The sequence below is a fragment of the Microbacterium zouquanmingi genome, assembly GCF_052266695.1.
GTDB lineage: Bacteria > Actinomycetota > Actinomycetes > Actinomycetales > Microbacteriaceae > Microbacterium.
Window position 1 is genome coordinate 279636 of the sequence record NZ_JBQPQZ010000004.1, and the last position, 15416, is coordinate 295051.

Consider the following 15416-nt stretch of genomic DNA (forward strand, 5'->3'; position numbering starts at 1 on the left):
CCGCGTCTGCGATCCCAGTGTTTTCTAGGCAGAATCGATGGTGCCCCTGGAGGGACTCGAACCCCCAACCGTTTGCTTAGGACGCAACTGCTCTTCCATTGAGCTACAGAGGCTGGCTCGACAAGTCTATCCAGTCGCACGCACCGCACCGACCGCGTCATGCCGCGAGCGCGAGATACGGCTCCCATGCGGGATCGCTGCGTTCGGTGCCCCGCACGGACCAGCGTCCGCCGCGCGGCGGACGCGGAATGAAGCGCAGCTCCCAGCGCATCTCCTGCGGTGTGCGGTCGCTCTTGACGTTGTTGCAGCGAAGACAACAGGCAACAAGGTTCTCCCACGAGTCCGCTCCTCCGCGCGAGCGTGGCAGGACGTGATCGATCGTGGATGCGGTCTTACCGCAGTACCCGCATCGGTGGTCGTCGCGGCGCAGCACACCCCGCCGGGTGACCGGCACCCGCTTGCTCATCGGCAGGCGAACGTATCTCGACAGGATGATGACGGCCGGACGATCGAAGGCACCGGCGGCAGACCAGACGGGATCATCATCTACCCGCTCGATCACGGTCGCCTTGTGATTCATCACGAGCACCAGGGCTCGTCTGAACGAGACCACGGCGAGTGGCTCGTACCCGGCATTCAGAACAAGTGTGCGCATCATCGTCCTCTCGATACGCCGGGACGGCTTCCCGGCTCTCTCGACTCACATGACGCCACGCGAACGGCAGTTCAGGTGCAGAGACGTAGAAAGGCGCCGCCCTATGGGCGACGCCTACTGCGCACGATAAGTTCCGTGCGTCCCTGCGGGCGATGCCGAAGGACGTAGCGACCGAGTGCATCCATGGTGCGGATGCCCGGTATCTGTTCCATCAGCTTCTCCCGTTCGTGCGACGACGGGTTCAGGGTAGCTCATGGAACCGACGTATGACGAAACAGCAGCTGAACGCGCGGACGCGTGTCGCCTCCGGAAATGAGTGTGAGGATCAGCCGGCGTTCGCGGCGAGCCATGCGTACGGCTCGAGGATGGAGCCGTTCACGTGCACCTCGAAGTGGAGGTGATTCGCCGTCGAGCTTCCCGTGCTGCCGACTGCACCGATCAGCTGACCGGCCTGCACAGTCTGCCCTGCCTGCACCTGACGGGTTCCGTAGGTCATGTGGGCATAGGTCGTCGAGACGCTCTGGCCTCCGATGACATGGTCGATCACTACAGCGACGCCGTAGCCGTAATAGCTCTCAGAGGAGACCCGGACGACACCTGCCGCAGCCGAGTAGATCGGGGTGCCTGCCGGCGCCAGCATGTCTGCACCGTCGTGGCCACCACTGTCGGCGCCGACTGTCGTGCGTCCCTCGCGGTACGAGCCGCGGGGAAGCGGGTATCGGACCTCGCCAGAACCGGGCGAGACCAGCGCATAGTTGCCGATGTCGATGCCTCCGCCGGAGGAGGACGAGGTAGAGGCGGCCCGTGCAGCAATGGCTGCGGCAGCGGCAGCAGCAGCGGCTTCTTCAGCCTTCTTCTGATCGATCTCTGCCGGCGTGGTCGCCGAGTACGTTGAACGCTGAAGCGGAGCTGCGGTGGCTTCGGAAGCGACGACGAGCGACTGCGCATCGTCCTGTGCGACCTGCTGGAGTGTGGCTGTCGCGTCTACCGGCGTCGACGATGCCGCGTAAGCGGGAAGAGCGACTGCCGCGACCAATGCGCCGACAGCGCCGAAGATGGCGATGGACCGCATGGGCTTCACGACTCTACGGGCGGCACTGCGCGTCGCCGCGGGCCGCTCGGTTTTCAGGGTCTTCTCAGATGTCGTGGTCGGTTCGATGTCTGCGGCCAAAAGGTAATCCTCCTGTGCCTCGGCGCTCGGGTGCGCTGGCTCGTCTGCACTCTGCTTCTCGTGGCACAAGCTCGGGGTACTTCGTGCGATGTATCCGCAGAGACGACGAGCCGATGAGGCAGTCTTCGCGGGGTTGTCACCAGCGGTCTAGTTCTCCGGCGACCCGTCCGAGGCTACCCGAAGATAACGATCTTGTCACCCTGGGACGCTGGCAATCCCCCGGGAGCGGGTGCCGCGGCATCGGAACCTGCGTCTCAGGACGCGTCGCCGACGAGGAAGATGTGCGAAGCGAGCTCGACCGGCAGCTCAAGCCCCTCGTCGATTCCGTCCATCTCGATCAGCACGTATCCCTCGTTGAAGCGATAGCTTCCGCGAGCTCCCGGCATGACTCCCGCGTCACGCAGCTGCACCAGCAACTCGGGATCGACCTGCGCCGGCTCAGCGAGTCGGCGCACGGTTCCCTCGACAGGCCCGCCGGCATCATTGAGCTTCTGCACGAGACCGATGACGCCTTCATCGAAAGTACGGGCGGGCATCAGGCCGCCGAGCTGGTCCAGTCCAGGAATCGGATTGCCGTACGGCGACTCCGTCGGCTGCCCCAGGAGCTCGACAAGACGACGCTCGACCTGCTCGCTCATCACGTGCTCCCAGCGACATGCCTCTTCGTGCACGTACGCCCAGTCCAGACCGATGACGTCCGAGAGTAGACGTTCTGCCAGGCGGTGCTTGCGCATGACGTCGACGGCCTTGCGTCGGCCGGCATCCGTCAGCTGGAGCGTTCGATCTTCGGAGACGACGACGAGACCGTCGCGCTCCATGCGCCCAACGGTCTGCGAAACGGTCGGCCCCGAGTGGCCGAGTCGTTCGGAGATGCGCGCGCGCAGCGGAACGATGTTCTCCTCTTCGAGCTCGAGGATGGTGCGGAGATACATCTCCGTGGTGTCGATCAGGTCCGCCATCTTTATCCTCCGGGTCTTCTTAGGCAAGCCTACATTCCCGCGGCGAGGCCGGTCGTGGTCACGGTGGAACTCGCTCGCGCTGCGCGCCCCTAGAATCGAGCCATGTCGATCGAGATTCCGCGTGACCTGCTGCCCGTCGACGGCCGTTTCGGCTGTGGCCCTTCAAAGGTGCGTCCCGCACAGCTGGAGGCACTCGTCACCGCGGGGGCGAGCATCCTCGGCACTTCGCACCGGCAGGCACCGGTGAAGAACCTCGTCGGCAGTGTTCGTGAGCAGCTCTCGAGCCTGTTCCGTCTTCCCCAGGGGTACGAGATCCTCGTCGGCAACGGCGGGTCGACCGCCTTCTGGGATGCCGCAGCATTCGGTCTGATCGAGCGACGCAGCCAGAACCTCACGTTCGGCGAGTTCGGCGGCAAGTTCGCCAAGGCCGCTGGCGCACCGTGGCTAGAGGCCCCCGATGTGCGCAAGGCAGAGCCGGGCTCGCTCGCCTCTGCAGAGTTCGTTGACGGTGTCGACGTGTACGCGTGGCCGCACAACGAGACCTCGACCGGTGTCGCCGCCCCCGTCACGCGCGTCGCCGCAGACGGAGCACTCACCGTGATCGATGCCACCAGCGCCGCTGGCGGCATCGACTTCGACGTCACACAGGCGGATGTCTACTATTTCGCCCCGCAGAAGAACCTCGGCTCCGATGGCGGACTGTGGTTCGCCGCCGTATCGCCCGCCGCGATCGAGCGGATCGAGCGGATCGCAGCATCGGGCCGCTACATCCCCGAGTTCCTCAGCCTGAAAAACGCACTCGACAACTCACGCCTGAACCAGACGCTCAACACGCCGGCGCTTGCAACCCTTCACCTGCTGGACAGCCAGCTGACGTGGATAGCCGACAACGGCGGACTCGCCTGGGCTGGCGCACGCACCGCGGAGTCCTCGAAGGCGCTGTACGACTGGGCCGAGGCATCCGCTGTCGCGACACCGTTCGTCACCAATCCTGCGCACCGCTCCCCTGTCGTCGCCACCATCGACTTCGATGAGAGCATCGATGCCGCAGCGATCGCGAAGACACTGCGCGCCAACGGCATCGTCGACACCGAGCCCTACCGCAAGCTCGGTCGCAACCAGTTGCGCATCGCGACGTTCGTCTCGATCGAGCCCGACGACGTGCGCCAGCTCATCCGCTCTATCGACTACGTGCTGGAGAACACCAGCTCCTGAGCCCGGCGGGGCCGGCTACTCTTCGTCGTCGTCCGAGTCGTCGTCGGTGTCCACGGAGTCGTCGAGTTCATCGATGTCGACGCCGTCCAGGTCGCCGGCGTGCAGCACCCGCGACTCGGAGAGGTCATCGTCGTCGAGGTCGTCATCATCCTCATCGGAGTCGACGTCCTCCTCATCGGATTCGTCGTCCTCAGCCGAGTCCGCTTCGCCTGCCTCAGCGGCGGCAGCAACGGCCTGCTCGGCCAGTTCTGCCTGGTGAGCGCGGTACTCCGCGAGACGCTCAGCCCACGGCACCCACTCCGGAGCCAGCAGTGCGCCCTCGTTCGGCAGCAGTTCCACCTCGAGAACCGTCGGCTCAGCATCCTCGATGCGCGCCAGCGTAACCGTCCAGTACCAACCGGGGTACCCGGGAAGTCGGTTCTCGAACCGCAGCGATACCGCGCCGTCGTCCTCGACGAGGTAACCGGCAGCAGGGCCGATCGTCGAGGCGGGAGTGATCTCCTTCAGCGCGGCGACCGCGAGGTCGTGCGCGCCGATCAGGCGATCATCAGGCTCAGGCGTCGAGGTCATCAGCGACCTTGCGAAGTACCGCAGCGACCTTGTGGCCGTAGCTGCCGGACGGGTAGCGACCGCGACGCAGATCGCCGCCGACATCATCGAGGAGCTTCACGAGATCTTCGATGATGATCGCCATGTCATCGGCCGGCTTGCGCTTCGCCTTGGCGAGGCTCACCGGAGCATCCAGAACACGCACTGAAAGGGCCTGCAGCCCGCGCTTGCCATCGGCGACGCCGAATTCGACTCGCGCCCCGGACTTGACCGAAGCGCCCGCAGGGAGGGCAGAGGCGTGCAGGAAGACGTCCTGGCCATCATCGCTGGCGATGAAGCCGAACCCCTTCTCGTCGTCGTAGAACCTGACCTTGCCGGTGGGCATCGGAGAACCTCGCTGAGTGATGTTGCCTGGATAACGGCGCGCGTATCTGCGGCCTCCCTCAGCCTACCGGTGTTCCAGGGTCTAGGCTGAGACGGATGAGCAAGCAGAATCCTGAACCAGAGGTTCCCGTCCGCCGGTTGGATCGCATCCTCGCGTTCACCGCGCTGACGCTGGCAGCACTCTCTGTCATCTGCTTCTTCGCGATCATCATCGGAAGCGCAACAGGCATGTCGCAGGAGTCCTTCACCGAAGGCCTTTGGCCGGTCGTCGTGGCCATCCCTCCGTACGGACTGCCGCTCGCGTTCGTCATGATTCTCGCGCTGCTGATCATGAGCTTCGTGCGAAAGGGCCGCGCCGCCAAGCGCTCATGACATGAGCACGCACGCCCGCCCGCTCGCCGTGTGGCTGGCCGCTGCCACAGATGCGCAGCTGGCGGCGCTCTTCGAAGCGCGCGGGGTGCGCGAAGACGTCTCCTGGTCGGACTTCTTCGATGCAGCCGAAGCGCTGCTCGAGTCCGCGTCCATCGACCGGATGCTGCCGCGCCTGCCCCTGGCGCAGGCCATCGCGCTGCATCGCTCGGCACTGGGTGAAGATGCGGGAGAGCAGACCGGCGCGCTGGTCGCGCTGGCGATCCTGCGGCCAGATGGCACCCCCGCACCGGCCGTCGCCGACGCGGTCGCTGCCCGAGAAGCCCCCGTCTGCACCGAGCCCGCCGACGCCGAGCCTGCCACCGAAAGCTCCGCAGCCCGCGCTGCCGAGCGAGCCTTCACGAGCGTTGCCGCGATCGCGGATCTGCTGCTGCTCACCGCAGAGACTCCCCTCGCCCTTCTCACGGACGGACGCCTCAACGCCGGGGAGAAGCGCCGCATCGCCGAGATGGGGATGCCCGCGGAGCATCTCGATGATCTCGTCACGATCGCCGTCGACGCTGGCCTCGCAACAGTGGACGACCGCCGGTTGCGGATGACGCCGGCAGGTGACGCATGGCTGCGACGATCAGCATCCGACCGGTGGACCGCGCTCACCGAATCCTTTCGCGACGTTCTTCCCGCTGGGCTGCGCACACCGGCCGGCGGCTGGCTGCCAGTTCCGCACTGGGAACCGCAATATCCATGGGACAACTCCTGGAACGACCGCTGCACGGCAATACGCACGCGAGCGCGACTTCTCGGCCTGATCACCGACGACGGTGCCGAACCGGAGTGGGCAGTGCCGCTGCGAAGCGGACATCCGGCAGATGCCAGCGGCGTGGCACGGATGTTGCCCACCGAGGTCGACCGGATCTTCCTGCAGAACGATCTCTCGGCCATCGCCCCTGGTCCGCTCCAGCCCCCGCTCGATGTGCGCTTGCGCGGCATCGCCGTCCGCGAATCCGCAGCCCAGGCATCCTCTTACCGCTTCAGCGCCGAATCAGTCGCGCACGCTCTCACAGGCGGTGAGACCGCGCAGTCCATCCTCGATTTCCTCGGTGAGATATCGCTGACCGGCATCCCCCAGCCGCTCGAGTACCTCGTCATGCAGTCCGCACAGCGTCATGGGCTGGTCAGAGTGTTCGCGGACCCCGGCACAGGACGGACGAAGGTCACCAGCGCGGATGCCACGCTGTTGGACGCGATGGCCGTCGACCAGTCGCTCCGCCCCCTCGCACTGTCCAGAGACGCCGACGGGCTGAGCTCGCGCGTCGGACGCGACAGCGTGTACTGGACGCTTACGGACGCGCGCTATCCGGCGATGATCGTGGGCCCGGAAGGCGAACCGCAGGTCATCGATCGCCACCCCGTCCCGCCGGCTCAGGCACCGCGGCCCGCCGACTACACACTGCTCATCCAGCGACTCCGAGACCGTCAGGGCCCGGATGACGATGCGGCCTGGCTCGATCGCGAGCTCGACGCAGCCGTGCGCGCGAAATCCGTGCTGCTCGTAGAGATCAGCATGCCGGACGGCACGGTCCGCGAACTGCAGCTCGAAGCCAGCGGCCTCGGCGGCGGCAGACTCCGCGGCCGCGATCGCGCAGCCGACGTCGAGCGGACCCTTCCTGTGAAAAGCATCCGCTCTGCCCGCGTCATCGACCCGTCCGCAACGTAGCGACGATAGACTGGATCGCTATGTCTGATGGCCCACTGATCGTCCAGAGCGACCGCACGGTGCTCCTCGAAGTCGCACACGCCGACGCCGAAACCGCTCGCCACGAGTTGGCGATCTTCGCCGAACTCGAACGTGCACCGGAGCACATCCACACCTACCGGATCACGCGGCTCGGCCTGTGGAACGCCCGGGCCGCCGGCCACACGGCTGAGGACATGCTCGAGGTGCTCGACAGATGGTCGCGCTTCCCCGTGCCGCCATCGGTCTCTGTCGACCTGAGCGAGACGGTGAACCGATACGGCCGACTGGTCATCGAGCGCGACGATGAGGGTCTGCTGATCCTGCGTTCGACGGATCCGGCTGTTCTCACACAGGTTGCGGGCAACAAGCGCATCCAGCCACTCCTGATCGGACATCCGAGCCCCCACACGTACGTGATCGATGCGTGGGCGCGCGGTCAGATGAAGCAGGAGCTGCTGAAGATCGGATGGCCGGCAGAGGATCTCGCCGGCTACACCCCTGGCACCCCGCACGAGATCGAACTCGCAGAAGACGGCTGGCACATCCGGCCCTACCAGCAGGATGCCGTCGATGCCTTCTCGAAGGACGGCTCGGGTGTGGTGGTGCTCCCCTGTGGGGCGGGAAAGACGATCGTCGGCGCCGCCGCGATGGCCGCGACGAAGACGACCACCCTCATTCTCGTGACGAACACCGTTTCGGCCCGCCAGTGGCGAGACGAGCTGCTCAAGCGCACCAGCCTCACTCCAGAAGAGATCGGTGAGTACTCGGGCCAGGTGAAAGAGGTCAAACCCGTCACGATCGCGACGTACCAGATCCTCACAGCGAAGCGGAAAGGCGAGTACGCCCACCTCGCGCTGCTGGATGCTCTCGACTGGGGTCTCATCGTTTACGACGAGGTGCATCTGCTGCCAGCTCCCGTGTTCAAACTCACCGCCGACCTGCAGGCCCGCCGCCGCATCGGACTGACTGCGACTCTCGTGCGCGAGGACGGCCGTGAGGGCGATGTGTTCAGCCTCATCGGACCTAAGCGCTTCGATGCACCGTGGAAGCAGATCGAGGCGCAGGGGTTCATCTCCCCCGCCGCCTGCTACGAAGTGCGCGTGGATCTGCCTCCGGATGACCGGCTCGAGTACGCCGCTGCCACTGACGATGACCGCTATCGACTCGCAGCATCCGCGCCGGCGAAGATCGATGCCGTGCGTGAGCTCATCGCCAAGCACCCCGGCGAGCGCGTGCTCGTGATCGGCCAGTACCTCGACCAGCTCGAGACGCTGTCCGTAGCGTTGAATGCCCCGCAGATCACCGGCGCGACGCCGATCGACGAGCGCGAGGAGCTCTACCGCCAGTTCCGTGAGGGCGAGATCGAGCTGCTGGTCGTCTCGAAGGTCGCGAACTTCTCGATCGATCTGCCCGAGGCATCGGTCGCGATCCAGGTCTCCGGCTCGTTCGGCTCGCGTCAGGAAGAGGCACAGCGCCTCGGCCGGCTGCTTCGCCCGAAGGAGTCCGGTCACACGGCGAGCTTCTACACGCTCATCGCCCGCGATACGGTCGACCAGGATTATGCGCAGAACCGCCAGCGCTTCCTCGCCGAGCAGGGGTACAGCTACACGATCTTGGACGCCGACGCACTGGCAACGGCGTAACAGCGCCCTACTCCTCACCGCCTGGAGCTGTGCCGCACCGCCAGCAGGGGCCTGCGCGATCGTCCAGCATCGCGCCGCACTCCGGGCACACCAACGACAGCCAGCAGGCGCTGTCGCCGCTTTCTTCCTCCTCGCTCATGCGCTCAGGTTACGCCGACAATTCGGGCGCTCCGGAAGATCATCAGCCGCAGCAAGGGGGAAGTCACCATAATGGGGTCATGACTGATGCGCGCATCCTGGTCGTCGATGACGAACCGAACATCCGTGACCTGCTGTCCACCGGCCTGAGCTTCGCCGGATATCAGGTCAAGACCGTGGCCAACGGTGCCGCGACCATCTCCGCCGTCCTCGAAGAGGAGCCGGACCTCATCATTCTCGATGTGATGCTCCCCGACATGAACGGGTTCAGCGTCACCAAGCGGCTTCGCGGCGCGGGATTCACCGCGCCCATCCTGTTCCTCACCGCAAAGGACGACACTCAGGACAAGATCGAGGGCCTCAATGCCGGCGGCGACGACTACGTCACCAAGCCGTTCGCGCTGGACGAGGTCGTCGCCCGCGTGCAGGCGGTGCTGCGTCGCACGATGCAGGCCGACGAAGAGTCGATCATCCGCGCCGGCGAGCTGTCGATGGATCAGGACACCCATGACGTGTTCGTCGGCAAAGAGCCGATCGAGCTCAGCCCCACCGAGTTCAAGCTGCTGCGCTACCTCATGCTGAACCCGAACCGGGTGCTGTCGAAGGCGCAGATCCTCGACCACGTGTGGGAATACGACTTCAACGGCGATGCCGGAATCGTGGAGAGCTACATCTCGTACCTGCGACGCAAGATCGATCCGCACACCGAAGAATCCATCATCCAGACCAAGCGCGGATTCGGGTACATGCTCAAGGTGGGCAAGTAGTCCGCGAAAGGGGCGCGCATGGCGCACAAGCCTGACGCGGTCACCCGATGGTGGCGGCGCATCAGCCTGCGCGCCAAAGTCACCGGCGTCACCGTCGCGGTCCTCGCGCTCGGCCTTGTCGTGGCCGGTATCGGCACGGTGCCGCTGCTGCGCAGCTCGTTGATCGGGAACATCGACGCGCAACTCCCCTCACTTGCCGCAAGCGACCTGGTCAGCCGCTGGTTCGATACCGAGGATGCTGGTGGCGTTCCCGTGCTCAAGCCCGTGGAGAACACACCTCGCTCGACCGATTACGTGTTCGCCGTATACGCCGCTGATGGGCTCTTCCTCGCGAGCGCGGGTGGCACATCCGACGATGCGGCTCCGATCTTCCCCGAATCTGTCGCGCTCGAGGAGGCCCACGCCCGCGAAGGCGCCATCGCAGATCTGCAGAGCCCCGACGGCCACGAGTTCCGCGGCGCTGTCGCTGTGGTGCCAGGCGACGACGGCATGCTGTACGTGCAGTACGTTGTTCTCCCACTGGAGGAAGTCGACAGCATCATCGCCCAGTTCTTCGGCGTGTACACGACGGTCTCGCTCGTCACGATCCTCCTCGCGGCTCTGCTGATCCGCGGCCTCGTGACGCTCACCTTCCGCCGCCTCACCCAGGTGGAATCCACGGCGATGCTCATCGCCTCCGGTGACTTCAGCCAACGCCTCACCGATCTCGAACCCAGTACTGAAGTCGGGCGCCTGAACTTCGCGATCAACACCATGATCGAGCGCATCGACCAGTCCATCGCCCAGCGCGATCGCACCGTGCAGCACATGCGCCGCTTCATCGGCGATGCAAGTCACGAACTGCGCACTCCCCTGGTGAGCGTTCGCGGATATGCGGAGCTGTACCGGATGGGCGCGATCCGTGGCGAGGAAGACACCGCGCGCGCGATGGAGCGCATCGAGAAGGAAGCGATCCGGATGGGTGTCCTCGTCGAGGATCTGCTCGCTCTCGCACGACTCGACGAAGAGCCAGAGCTCCAGATCCAAGCACTCGATCTGCGCCCGCTCGCGCGGGACGCCGCGCTCGATGTCCGTGCGGCAGCCCCAGGTCGCATGATCTCGGTCATAGACAGAACAGCGGATGCCGCCCCGACTGCGCCTGTGACGACGCTGCCCTCGCTGCCCCCGACCAGGAGCGCACCGACCAAGCCGCGCGGCGGAGCGCTCTCCCGCCTGCGCAGACGCCCCCGAACGGCCGATGAGATGATGCCGCAGATCGACTTCTCCGAAGCTGAGGACACGCCTGTGCGGACGCCTCCGATCGTGCTCGGAGAAGAGAACAAGGTGCGCCAGGTGATTGCGAACCTGCTCGGCAACGCACGCCGGTTCTCCTCGGAAGACACACCTATCGAGCTCGTCGTCGACTCAGATCGAGCAGCGGGAACCGGCAGCATCTCCATCGTCGATCACGGCGAAGGTATCCCTCCGCAGATCCGCGAGCAGATCTTCGAGCGCTTCTGGCGCGCAGACACGTCCCGCGCCCGCGAGACCGGCGGCTCAGGACTGGGCCTGGCCATCGTGGCCTCGATCGTGTCTGCGCTGGGCGGCAGGGTGCACGTGGATGAGACACCCGGAGGCGGTGCCACTTTCACCGTCACTCTGCCGCTCGCGCCAGCACAGGCGACGCCGGAGCACCTACTGGAAGACACTCAGCCGATCTCCCCTTTGGACCTCGACAAGCTCTGACTCGCACTGCACAGCGCAGCCTCACGATCACGTATCCACCGATCGCGGGTTTCGCCCGTTCGATGAGGTGACGGCCCGCATAGCGTATGAACTCCGACGAGAGGAGTTCATGTATGTCCGTCTACACAGTCGATACCGAAGCGGTCTTCGCGGCCAATGGAGCCACGAGGGCAACGATGGAGCGGTTGCGCGGTGAATCGCAGGCGCTGAAGGCGCAGCTGACCCAGCTGCAGTCGTCCTGGACTGGCGCCGCATCCGCTGCGTTCCAGGGCTGCAGCGACCAGTGGGCCGCGGCTCAGCTGCACGTCGAGCAGGTGCTCGATTCGATCGGCACCGCGCTGGGAGCTGCAGCTACGCAGTATTCCGATGCCGACCAGTACTCCGCGAATCTGTTCCGCTGACCCTTCGACAGGCTCAGGGAGCGCGACAGGCTCAGGGAGCGACAGCACGCAGAAACGCCCCGGCAAGATGCCGGGGCGTTTCTGTCAGTGCCTGAGACTCAGAAGTCCATGCCACCCGTGGGGTCACCAGCGGGAGCGCCAGCCTTCTCAGGCTTGTCGGCGACGACGACCTCGGTGGTGAGGAAGAGGCCGGCGATCGAGGCTGCGTTCTGCAGCGCCGAGCGCGTGACCTTGGCGGGGTCGATGATGCCTGCGGAGAACATCTCCACGTACTCACCGGTAGCGGCGTTGAGGCCGTGACCGCCGGGCAGCTCGGAGACCTTGTGCGCGACGACGCCGGGCTCGAGACCGGCGTTCAGCGCGATCTGCTTGAGCGGAGCCGAGATGGCCACGCGCACGATGTTCGCGCCCGTTGCCTCGTCACCAGTGAGCTCGAGAGTGTCGAGCGCCTTCGTGCCTGCCTGGATGAGCGCGACGCCACCGCCGGGGACGATGCCCTCTTCGACGGCTGCCTTCGCGTTGCGAACGGCGTCCTCGATGCGGTGCTTGCGTTCCTTGAGCTCGACCTCGGTTGCAGCTCCGGCCTTGATGACCGCGACGCCACCGGCGAGCTTGGCGAGACGCTCCTGGAGCTTCTCACGGTCGTAGTCGCTGTCGGTGTTCTCGATCTCGCGGCGGATCTGGGTCACGCGACCCTCGATCTGCTCGGTCTCGCCAGCACCTTCGACGATGGTCGTCTCGTCCTTGGTGATGATGACCTTGCGAGCACGGCCCAGCAGGTCGAGCGTGGTGTTCTCGAGCTTGAGACCGACCTCTTCGGTGATGACCTGACCACCGGTGAGGATCGCGATGTCCTGCAGCTGCGCCTTGCGACGGTCGCCGAAGCCCGGAGCCTTGACGGCAGCCGACTTGAAGATGCCGCGGATCTTGTTCAGCACGAGGGTTGCAAGGGCTTCGCCCTCGACGTCCTCGGCAATGATGACGAGTTCCTTGCCATCCTGGATGACCTTGTCGACGACAGGAAGAAGATCCTTGATGTTCGAGATCTTCGAGTTCGCGATGAGGATGTAGGGCTCCTCGAACACGGCCTCCTGGCGGTCTGCATCCGTCACGAAGTACGGGTTCAGGTAGCCCTTGTCGAAGCGCATGCCTTCGGTGAGCTCGAGCTCGGTGCCGAAGGTCTGTGACTCCTCGACGGTGACGACGCCTTCCTTGCCGACCTTGTCGATCGCCTCGGCGATGAGCTCGCCGATCTCGGTGTCGGCGGCGGAAATGGATGCCGTGGCGGCGATCTGCTCCTTGGAGTCGATCTCCTTCGCGCTGGCGAGCAGCTCCGCGGTGATCGCCGCGACAGCCTTCTCGATGCCGCGCTTGAGCGAGATCGGGTCTGCGCCGGCTGCGACGTTGCGCAGGCCTTCGCGGACGAGTGCCTGAGCGAGGACGGTCGCGGTGGTGGTTCCGTCACCTGCGACGTCGTCGGTCTTCTTGGCGACCTCCTTGACGAGCTCCGCGCCGATCTTCTCGTACGGGTCGTCCAGCTCGATCTCCTTGGCGATCGACACACCGTCGTTCGTGATCGTGGGAGCGCCCCACTTCTTCTCGAGCACGACGTTGCGACCGCGCGGGCCGAGGGTCACCTTGACAGCGTCGGCGAGGATGTTCAGGCCGCGCTCGAGACCGCGACGGGCCTCCTCATCGAAAGCGATGATCTTTGCCATGAGTTTTGTCGTCCCTCCTGGACGTAGACGTTCTGGTTAGCACTCACGGTACGAGAGTGCTAACGCCCATTCTGGCACTCGACCCCTCCGAGTGCAAGCCGCGGTGCGGCGTCTATTCAGCAGGCGTCTCTGCGGGCTCGGGCTGAATGCTCGAGCGGTCCAGACCGATCACGATGACGAGCTGCTTCTGCTCCGGGTCGCTCGGATCCGCATAGACGTCGCTCTGCTCGACATGCGCTCCGCCGATGAGATCGGCGAGCCCGATTGCGGCGAGCTCGGCATCAGCGGCGTTGTAGTAGACGGTTGTCTCCGCGAAATCCTGCTGACCGGCGGGAACGTAGCTGATGAGGTTGTCCGACCACTGCGCGTTGATGAGGGTCTCGCGCATCTGGGCATCGAGGCCTTCTTCAGGCGTCGCGTTGAGGATCAGCACGGAATATGTCATATCGACGACGCCTGTCGCTTCAGGTGTCGGTGCGATGGCCTCTTCCGGAGCGGGGAACAGCGTGATGCGCCCCATCATGAGAAGTGCGACGAAGATGCCGATGACGATGAGCACGAGCGCTGAGACGAACGACCACAGCAGAACGAGCCATCCGTTCATCCCTGGTGCTTCAGCACGGTGGGCACCCACTCGCCCAGTGGCGCGCGGGACTTCATCAAAACGGTCTTTGACGGGATGGGGCACTCGTCGATGCTACCCGGCGAACCCGCGTATCCGCGCAACGCGCTGGTCGACGCGACGCTCACGCAGGCGCCTGAGCCGGCGGATGAGCATCGGATCGTGGTCGAGAGCCTGCTCTGTATCGATGAGCCGCTCGAGCAGCTGGTAGTAACGGGCCGGGCTCATCCCGAGATTTCTGCGGATGGCCTCTTCCTTCGCGCCGCCGTGACGCGGCCAGGCCGCTTCCAGGGCGAGGATCGCGCGGTCGCGATCGGTGAGGTCTCCGAGCATGGCACCAGGCTATTGGCCAACAGCGCGAGTGCCCTCACGCCACTCCCACCAACGCCCCAATGCGTCGGCGGCAGCGCGAACTTCTCCGTCGAGCGCCACGACGAAACAGTTCTTGTCACCTTGCTGCCACGTCGCGGCATCCACGGGCGCTACCCAGGCATCGTGCAGTTCCGGCGCGTCGATGGTGATCCACCTCGCGGGAAGCTCGCGCACGCGCGCGATGAGCGCATTGCGCGCGATCCGAGGGACGTGCGCAAGCACGCCTGGCGTCGTGATGACGAGCGTCGCGTCGCGTGGTGCGGATGCCGCGACCTCTGCGACCTGATCGAGAGCGTCTCCGCGCACCATCAGGGGCGGGTCTGCCGCGACGAGGTCGAGGGCTGCGGCGATGCGCTCCTCGCGTCCGGTCTCCCCTGGCCACACCAGCCCGCGCAGCCAGGCGCGGTCTCGTGGATCGCGTGCGTCGAGCGGTGCCAGATCGATCCCGGCTCGCCACACGATCTCCGGCATCCGCACCTGCGGCATCGGGCCGCGCACTTCGCTGGTGAGAACGACCGTCGAGACCCCGCCTGCGGGATCCAGCGAGGTCTGGAGCATCCCTTTTGCGTCCACGAAACGGTAGGAGTAGCGATCCGGGTAGAGGCACAGGCCTCCCGAGGCTCCGATCTCCAGCAGCGCGATGGGGCCATCGATCTCAGAGAGCACCGGCAGAAGCGGCGCGAGCCGGAGCGGCTCGTTGGTCTGGATGGAGCGCGCAGTGCACTCGATGACGACTTCGTCCGCGTGCGTGAGGACGAACTCCCGCCACGTCGCGAAGCCCGCCAGCGGCGCGCCCAGCATCCGGGTGACAGCGAAGACGAGTGGGGGCTGTCGATGCGTTTCGGGGATGCGAGCAAGCACCTCTTGGACACGCGCGTCTGAGCCCACCCCGTGTGCCCATTGCTCGTAGAGTGCGGAGCGTCCTGGCGCCTCGTGTGAGGCGAAACGGGCATAGCGCTCGCGCACGGCGTCTGTCATGCCTCTATTCTC

17 protein-coding genes and 1 tRNA gene are annotated in these 15416 nt (G+C 65.5%); 7 read left to right on the forward strand and 11 right to left on the reverse strand.

Features of this window, described 5'->3' with window-relative positions:
• Nucleotides 1-38: 38 nt before the first annotated feature.
• From ACTU6U_RS10760 to ACTU6U_RS10775, 4 genes are all read right to left on the reverse strand, one after another.
• A tRNA-Arg gene (locus ACTU6U_RS10760) sits at nucleotides 39-113 on the reverse strand.
• 44 nt (nucleotides 114-157) lie between these two features.
• The gene (locus tag ACTU6U_RS10765; protein ID WP_443469237.1) at nucleotides 158-655 is read right to left on the reverse strand and encodes an HNH endonuclease; all 498 of its coding nucleotides are present in this window, start codon (nucleotides 653-655) and stop codon (nucleotides 158-160) included.
• Between the two features lie 325 nt (nucleotides 656-980).
• The gene (locus tag ACTU6U_RS10770; RefSeq protein ID WP_443469111.1) at nucleotides 981-1727 is read right to left on the reverse strand and encodes a M23 family metallopeptidase; all 747 of its coding nucleotides are present in this window, start codon (nucleotides 1725-1727) and stop codon (nucleotides 981-983) included.
• 353 nt (nucleotides 1728-2080) lie between these two features.
• Nucleotides 2081-2785 (reverse strand): iron-dependent transcriptional repressor DtxR, encoded by a 705-nt coding sequence (locus tag ACTU6U_RS10775; RefSeq protein ID WP_443469112.1) that lies wholly within the window; start codon nucleotides 2783-2785, stop codon nucleotides 2081-2083.
• A gap of 102 nt (nucleotides 2786-2887) precedes the next feature.
• On the opposite strand from ACTU6U_RS10775, the gene serC reads away from it, so the two are divergent.
• Nucleotides 2888-4000, forward strand: a complete 1113-nt coding sequence (gene serC, locus ACTU6U_RS10780; RefSeq protein WP_443469113.1) for a phosphoserine transaminase — start codon at nucleotides 2888-2890, stop codon at nucleotides 3998-4000.
• A gap of 15 nt (nucleotides 4001-4015) precedes the next feature.
• Here the strand turns inward: serC and ACTU6U_RS10785 are convergent, their stop codons facing one another.
• Nucleotides 4016-4570, reverse strand: coding sequence for a DUF3027 domain-containing protein (locus ACTU6U_RS10785; protein WP_443469114.1), 555 nt, complete (start codon nucleotides 4568-4570; stop codon nucleotides 4016-4018).
• Entirely contained in the window at nucleotides 4554-4934 is a 381-nt protein-coding gene (locus tag ACTU6U_RS10790; RefSeq protein WP_443469115.1) for a cold-shock protein, read from the reverse strand. The genes ACTU6U_RS10785 and ACTU6U_RS10790 overlap by 17 nt, the downstream gene beginning before the upstream one ends.
• A gap of 95 nt (nucleotides 4935-5029) precedes the next feature.
• On the opposite strand from ACTU6U_RS10790, the gene ACTU6U_RS10795 reads away from it, so the two are divergent.
• Genes ACTU6U_RS10795 through ACTU6U_RS10805 form a run of 3 tightly spaced genes read left to right on the forward strand, consistent with a single transcriptional unit; the run spans nucleotide 5030 to nucleotide 8683 of the window.
• Nucleotides 5030-5305, forward strand: coding sequence for a multidrug ABC transporter ATPase (locus ACTU6U_RS10795; RefSeq protein WP_443469116.1), 276 nt, complete (start codon nucleotides 5030-5032; stop codon nucleotides 5303-5305).
• Nucleotide 5306: 1 nt separating this feature from the next.
• The gene (locus ACTU6U_RS10800) at nucleotides 5307-7019 is read left to right on the forward strand and encodes a helicase-associated domain-containing protein (RefSeq protein ID WP_443469117.1); all 1713 of its coding nucleotides are present in this window, start codon (nucleotides 5307-5309) and stop codon (nucleotides 7017-7019) included.
• A 20-nt stretch (nucleotides 7020-7039) separates the two neighbouring features.
• Entirely contained in the window at nucleotides 7040-8683 is a 1644-nt protein-coding gene (locus ACTU6U_RS10805; RefSeq protein WP_443469118.1) for a DNA repair helicase XPB, read from the forward strand.
• Between the two features lie 7 nt (nucleotides 8684-8690).
• Here ACTU6U_RS10805 and ACTU6U_RS10810 read toward each other — a convergent pair whose 3' ends face one another.
• Nucleotides 8691-8822, reverse strand: a complete 132-nt coding sequence (locus ACTU6U_RS10810) for a hypothetical protein (protein ID WP_443469119.1) — start codon at nucleotides 8820-8822, stop codon at nucleotides 8691-8693.
• 79 nt (nucleotides 8823-8901) lie between these two features.
• Here ACTU6U_RS10810 and ACTU6U_RS10815 point away from each other — a divergent pair, with 79 nt between their 5' ends.
• The 3 genes from ACTU6U_RS10815 to ACTU6U_RS10825 all read left to right on the forward strand — a co-directional run bounded on the left by ACTU6U_RS10815 (nucleotide 8902) and on the right by ACTU6U_RS10825 (nucleotide 11714).
• Nucleotides 8902-9588, forward strand: a complete 687-nt coding sequence (locus tag ACTU6U_RS10815; RefSeq protein ID WP_417510939.1) for a response regulator transcription factor — start codon at nucleotides 8902-8904, stop codon at nucleotides 9586-9588.
• Nucleotides 9589-9606: 18 nt separating this feature from the next.
• Nucleotides 9607-11313, forward strand: coding sequence for a sensor histidine kinase (locus tag ACTU6U_RS10820; RefSeq protein WP_443469120.1), 1707 nt, complete (start codon nucleotides 9607-9609; stop codon nucleotides 11311-11313).
• A gap of 113 nt (nucleotides 11314-11426) precedes the next feature.
• Nucleotides 11427-11714, forward strand: a complete 288-nt coding sequence (locus ACTU6U_RS10825; RefSeq protein WP_417510943.1) for a WXG100 family type VII secretion target — start codon at nucleotides 11427-11429, stop codon at nucleotides 11712-11714.
• A 98-nt stretch (nucleotides 11715-11812) separates the two neighbouring features.
• Here the strand turns inward: ACTU6U_RS10825 and groL are convergent, their stop codons facing one another.
• The 4 genes from groL to ACTU6U_RS10845 all read right to left on the reverse strand — a co-directional run bounded on the left by groL (nucleotide 11813) and on the right by ACTU6U_RS10845 (nucleotide 15404).
• Entirely contained in the window at nucleotides 11813-13432 is a 1620-nt protein-coding gene (groL, locus tag ACTU6U_RS10830; RefSeq protein WP_443469121.1) for a chaperonin GroEL, read from the reverse strand.
• Nucleotides 13433-13544: 112 nt separating this feature from the next.
• Nucleotides 13545-14036, reverse strand: a complete 492-nt coding sequence (locus tag ACTU6U_RS10835; RefSeq protein WP_443469122.1) for a LytR C-terminal domain-containing protein — start codon at nucleotides 14034-14036, stop codon at nucleotides 13545-13547.
• A 93-nt stretch (nucleotides 14037-14129) separates the two neighbouring features.
• Nucleotides 14130-14387, reverse strand: a complete 258-nt coding sequence (locus ACTU6U_RS10840) for a DUF3263 domain-containing protein (RefSeq protein WP_417510949.1) — start codon at nucleotides 14385-14387, stop codon at nucleotides 14130-14132.
• Nucleotides 14388-14396: 9 nt separating this feature from the next.
• Nucleotides 14397-15404 (reverse strand): DUF2332 family protein, encoded by a 1008-nt coding sequence (locus ACTU6U_RS10845; RefSeq protein ID WP_443469123.1) that lies wholly within the window; start codon nucleotides 15402-15404, stop codon nucleotides 14397-14399.
• Nucleotides 15405-15416 lie beyond the last annotated feature (12 nt).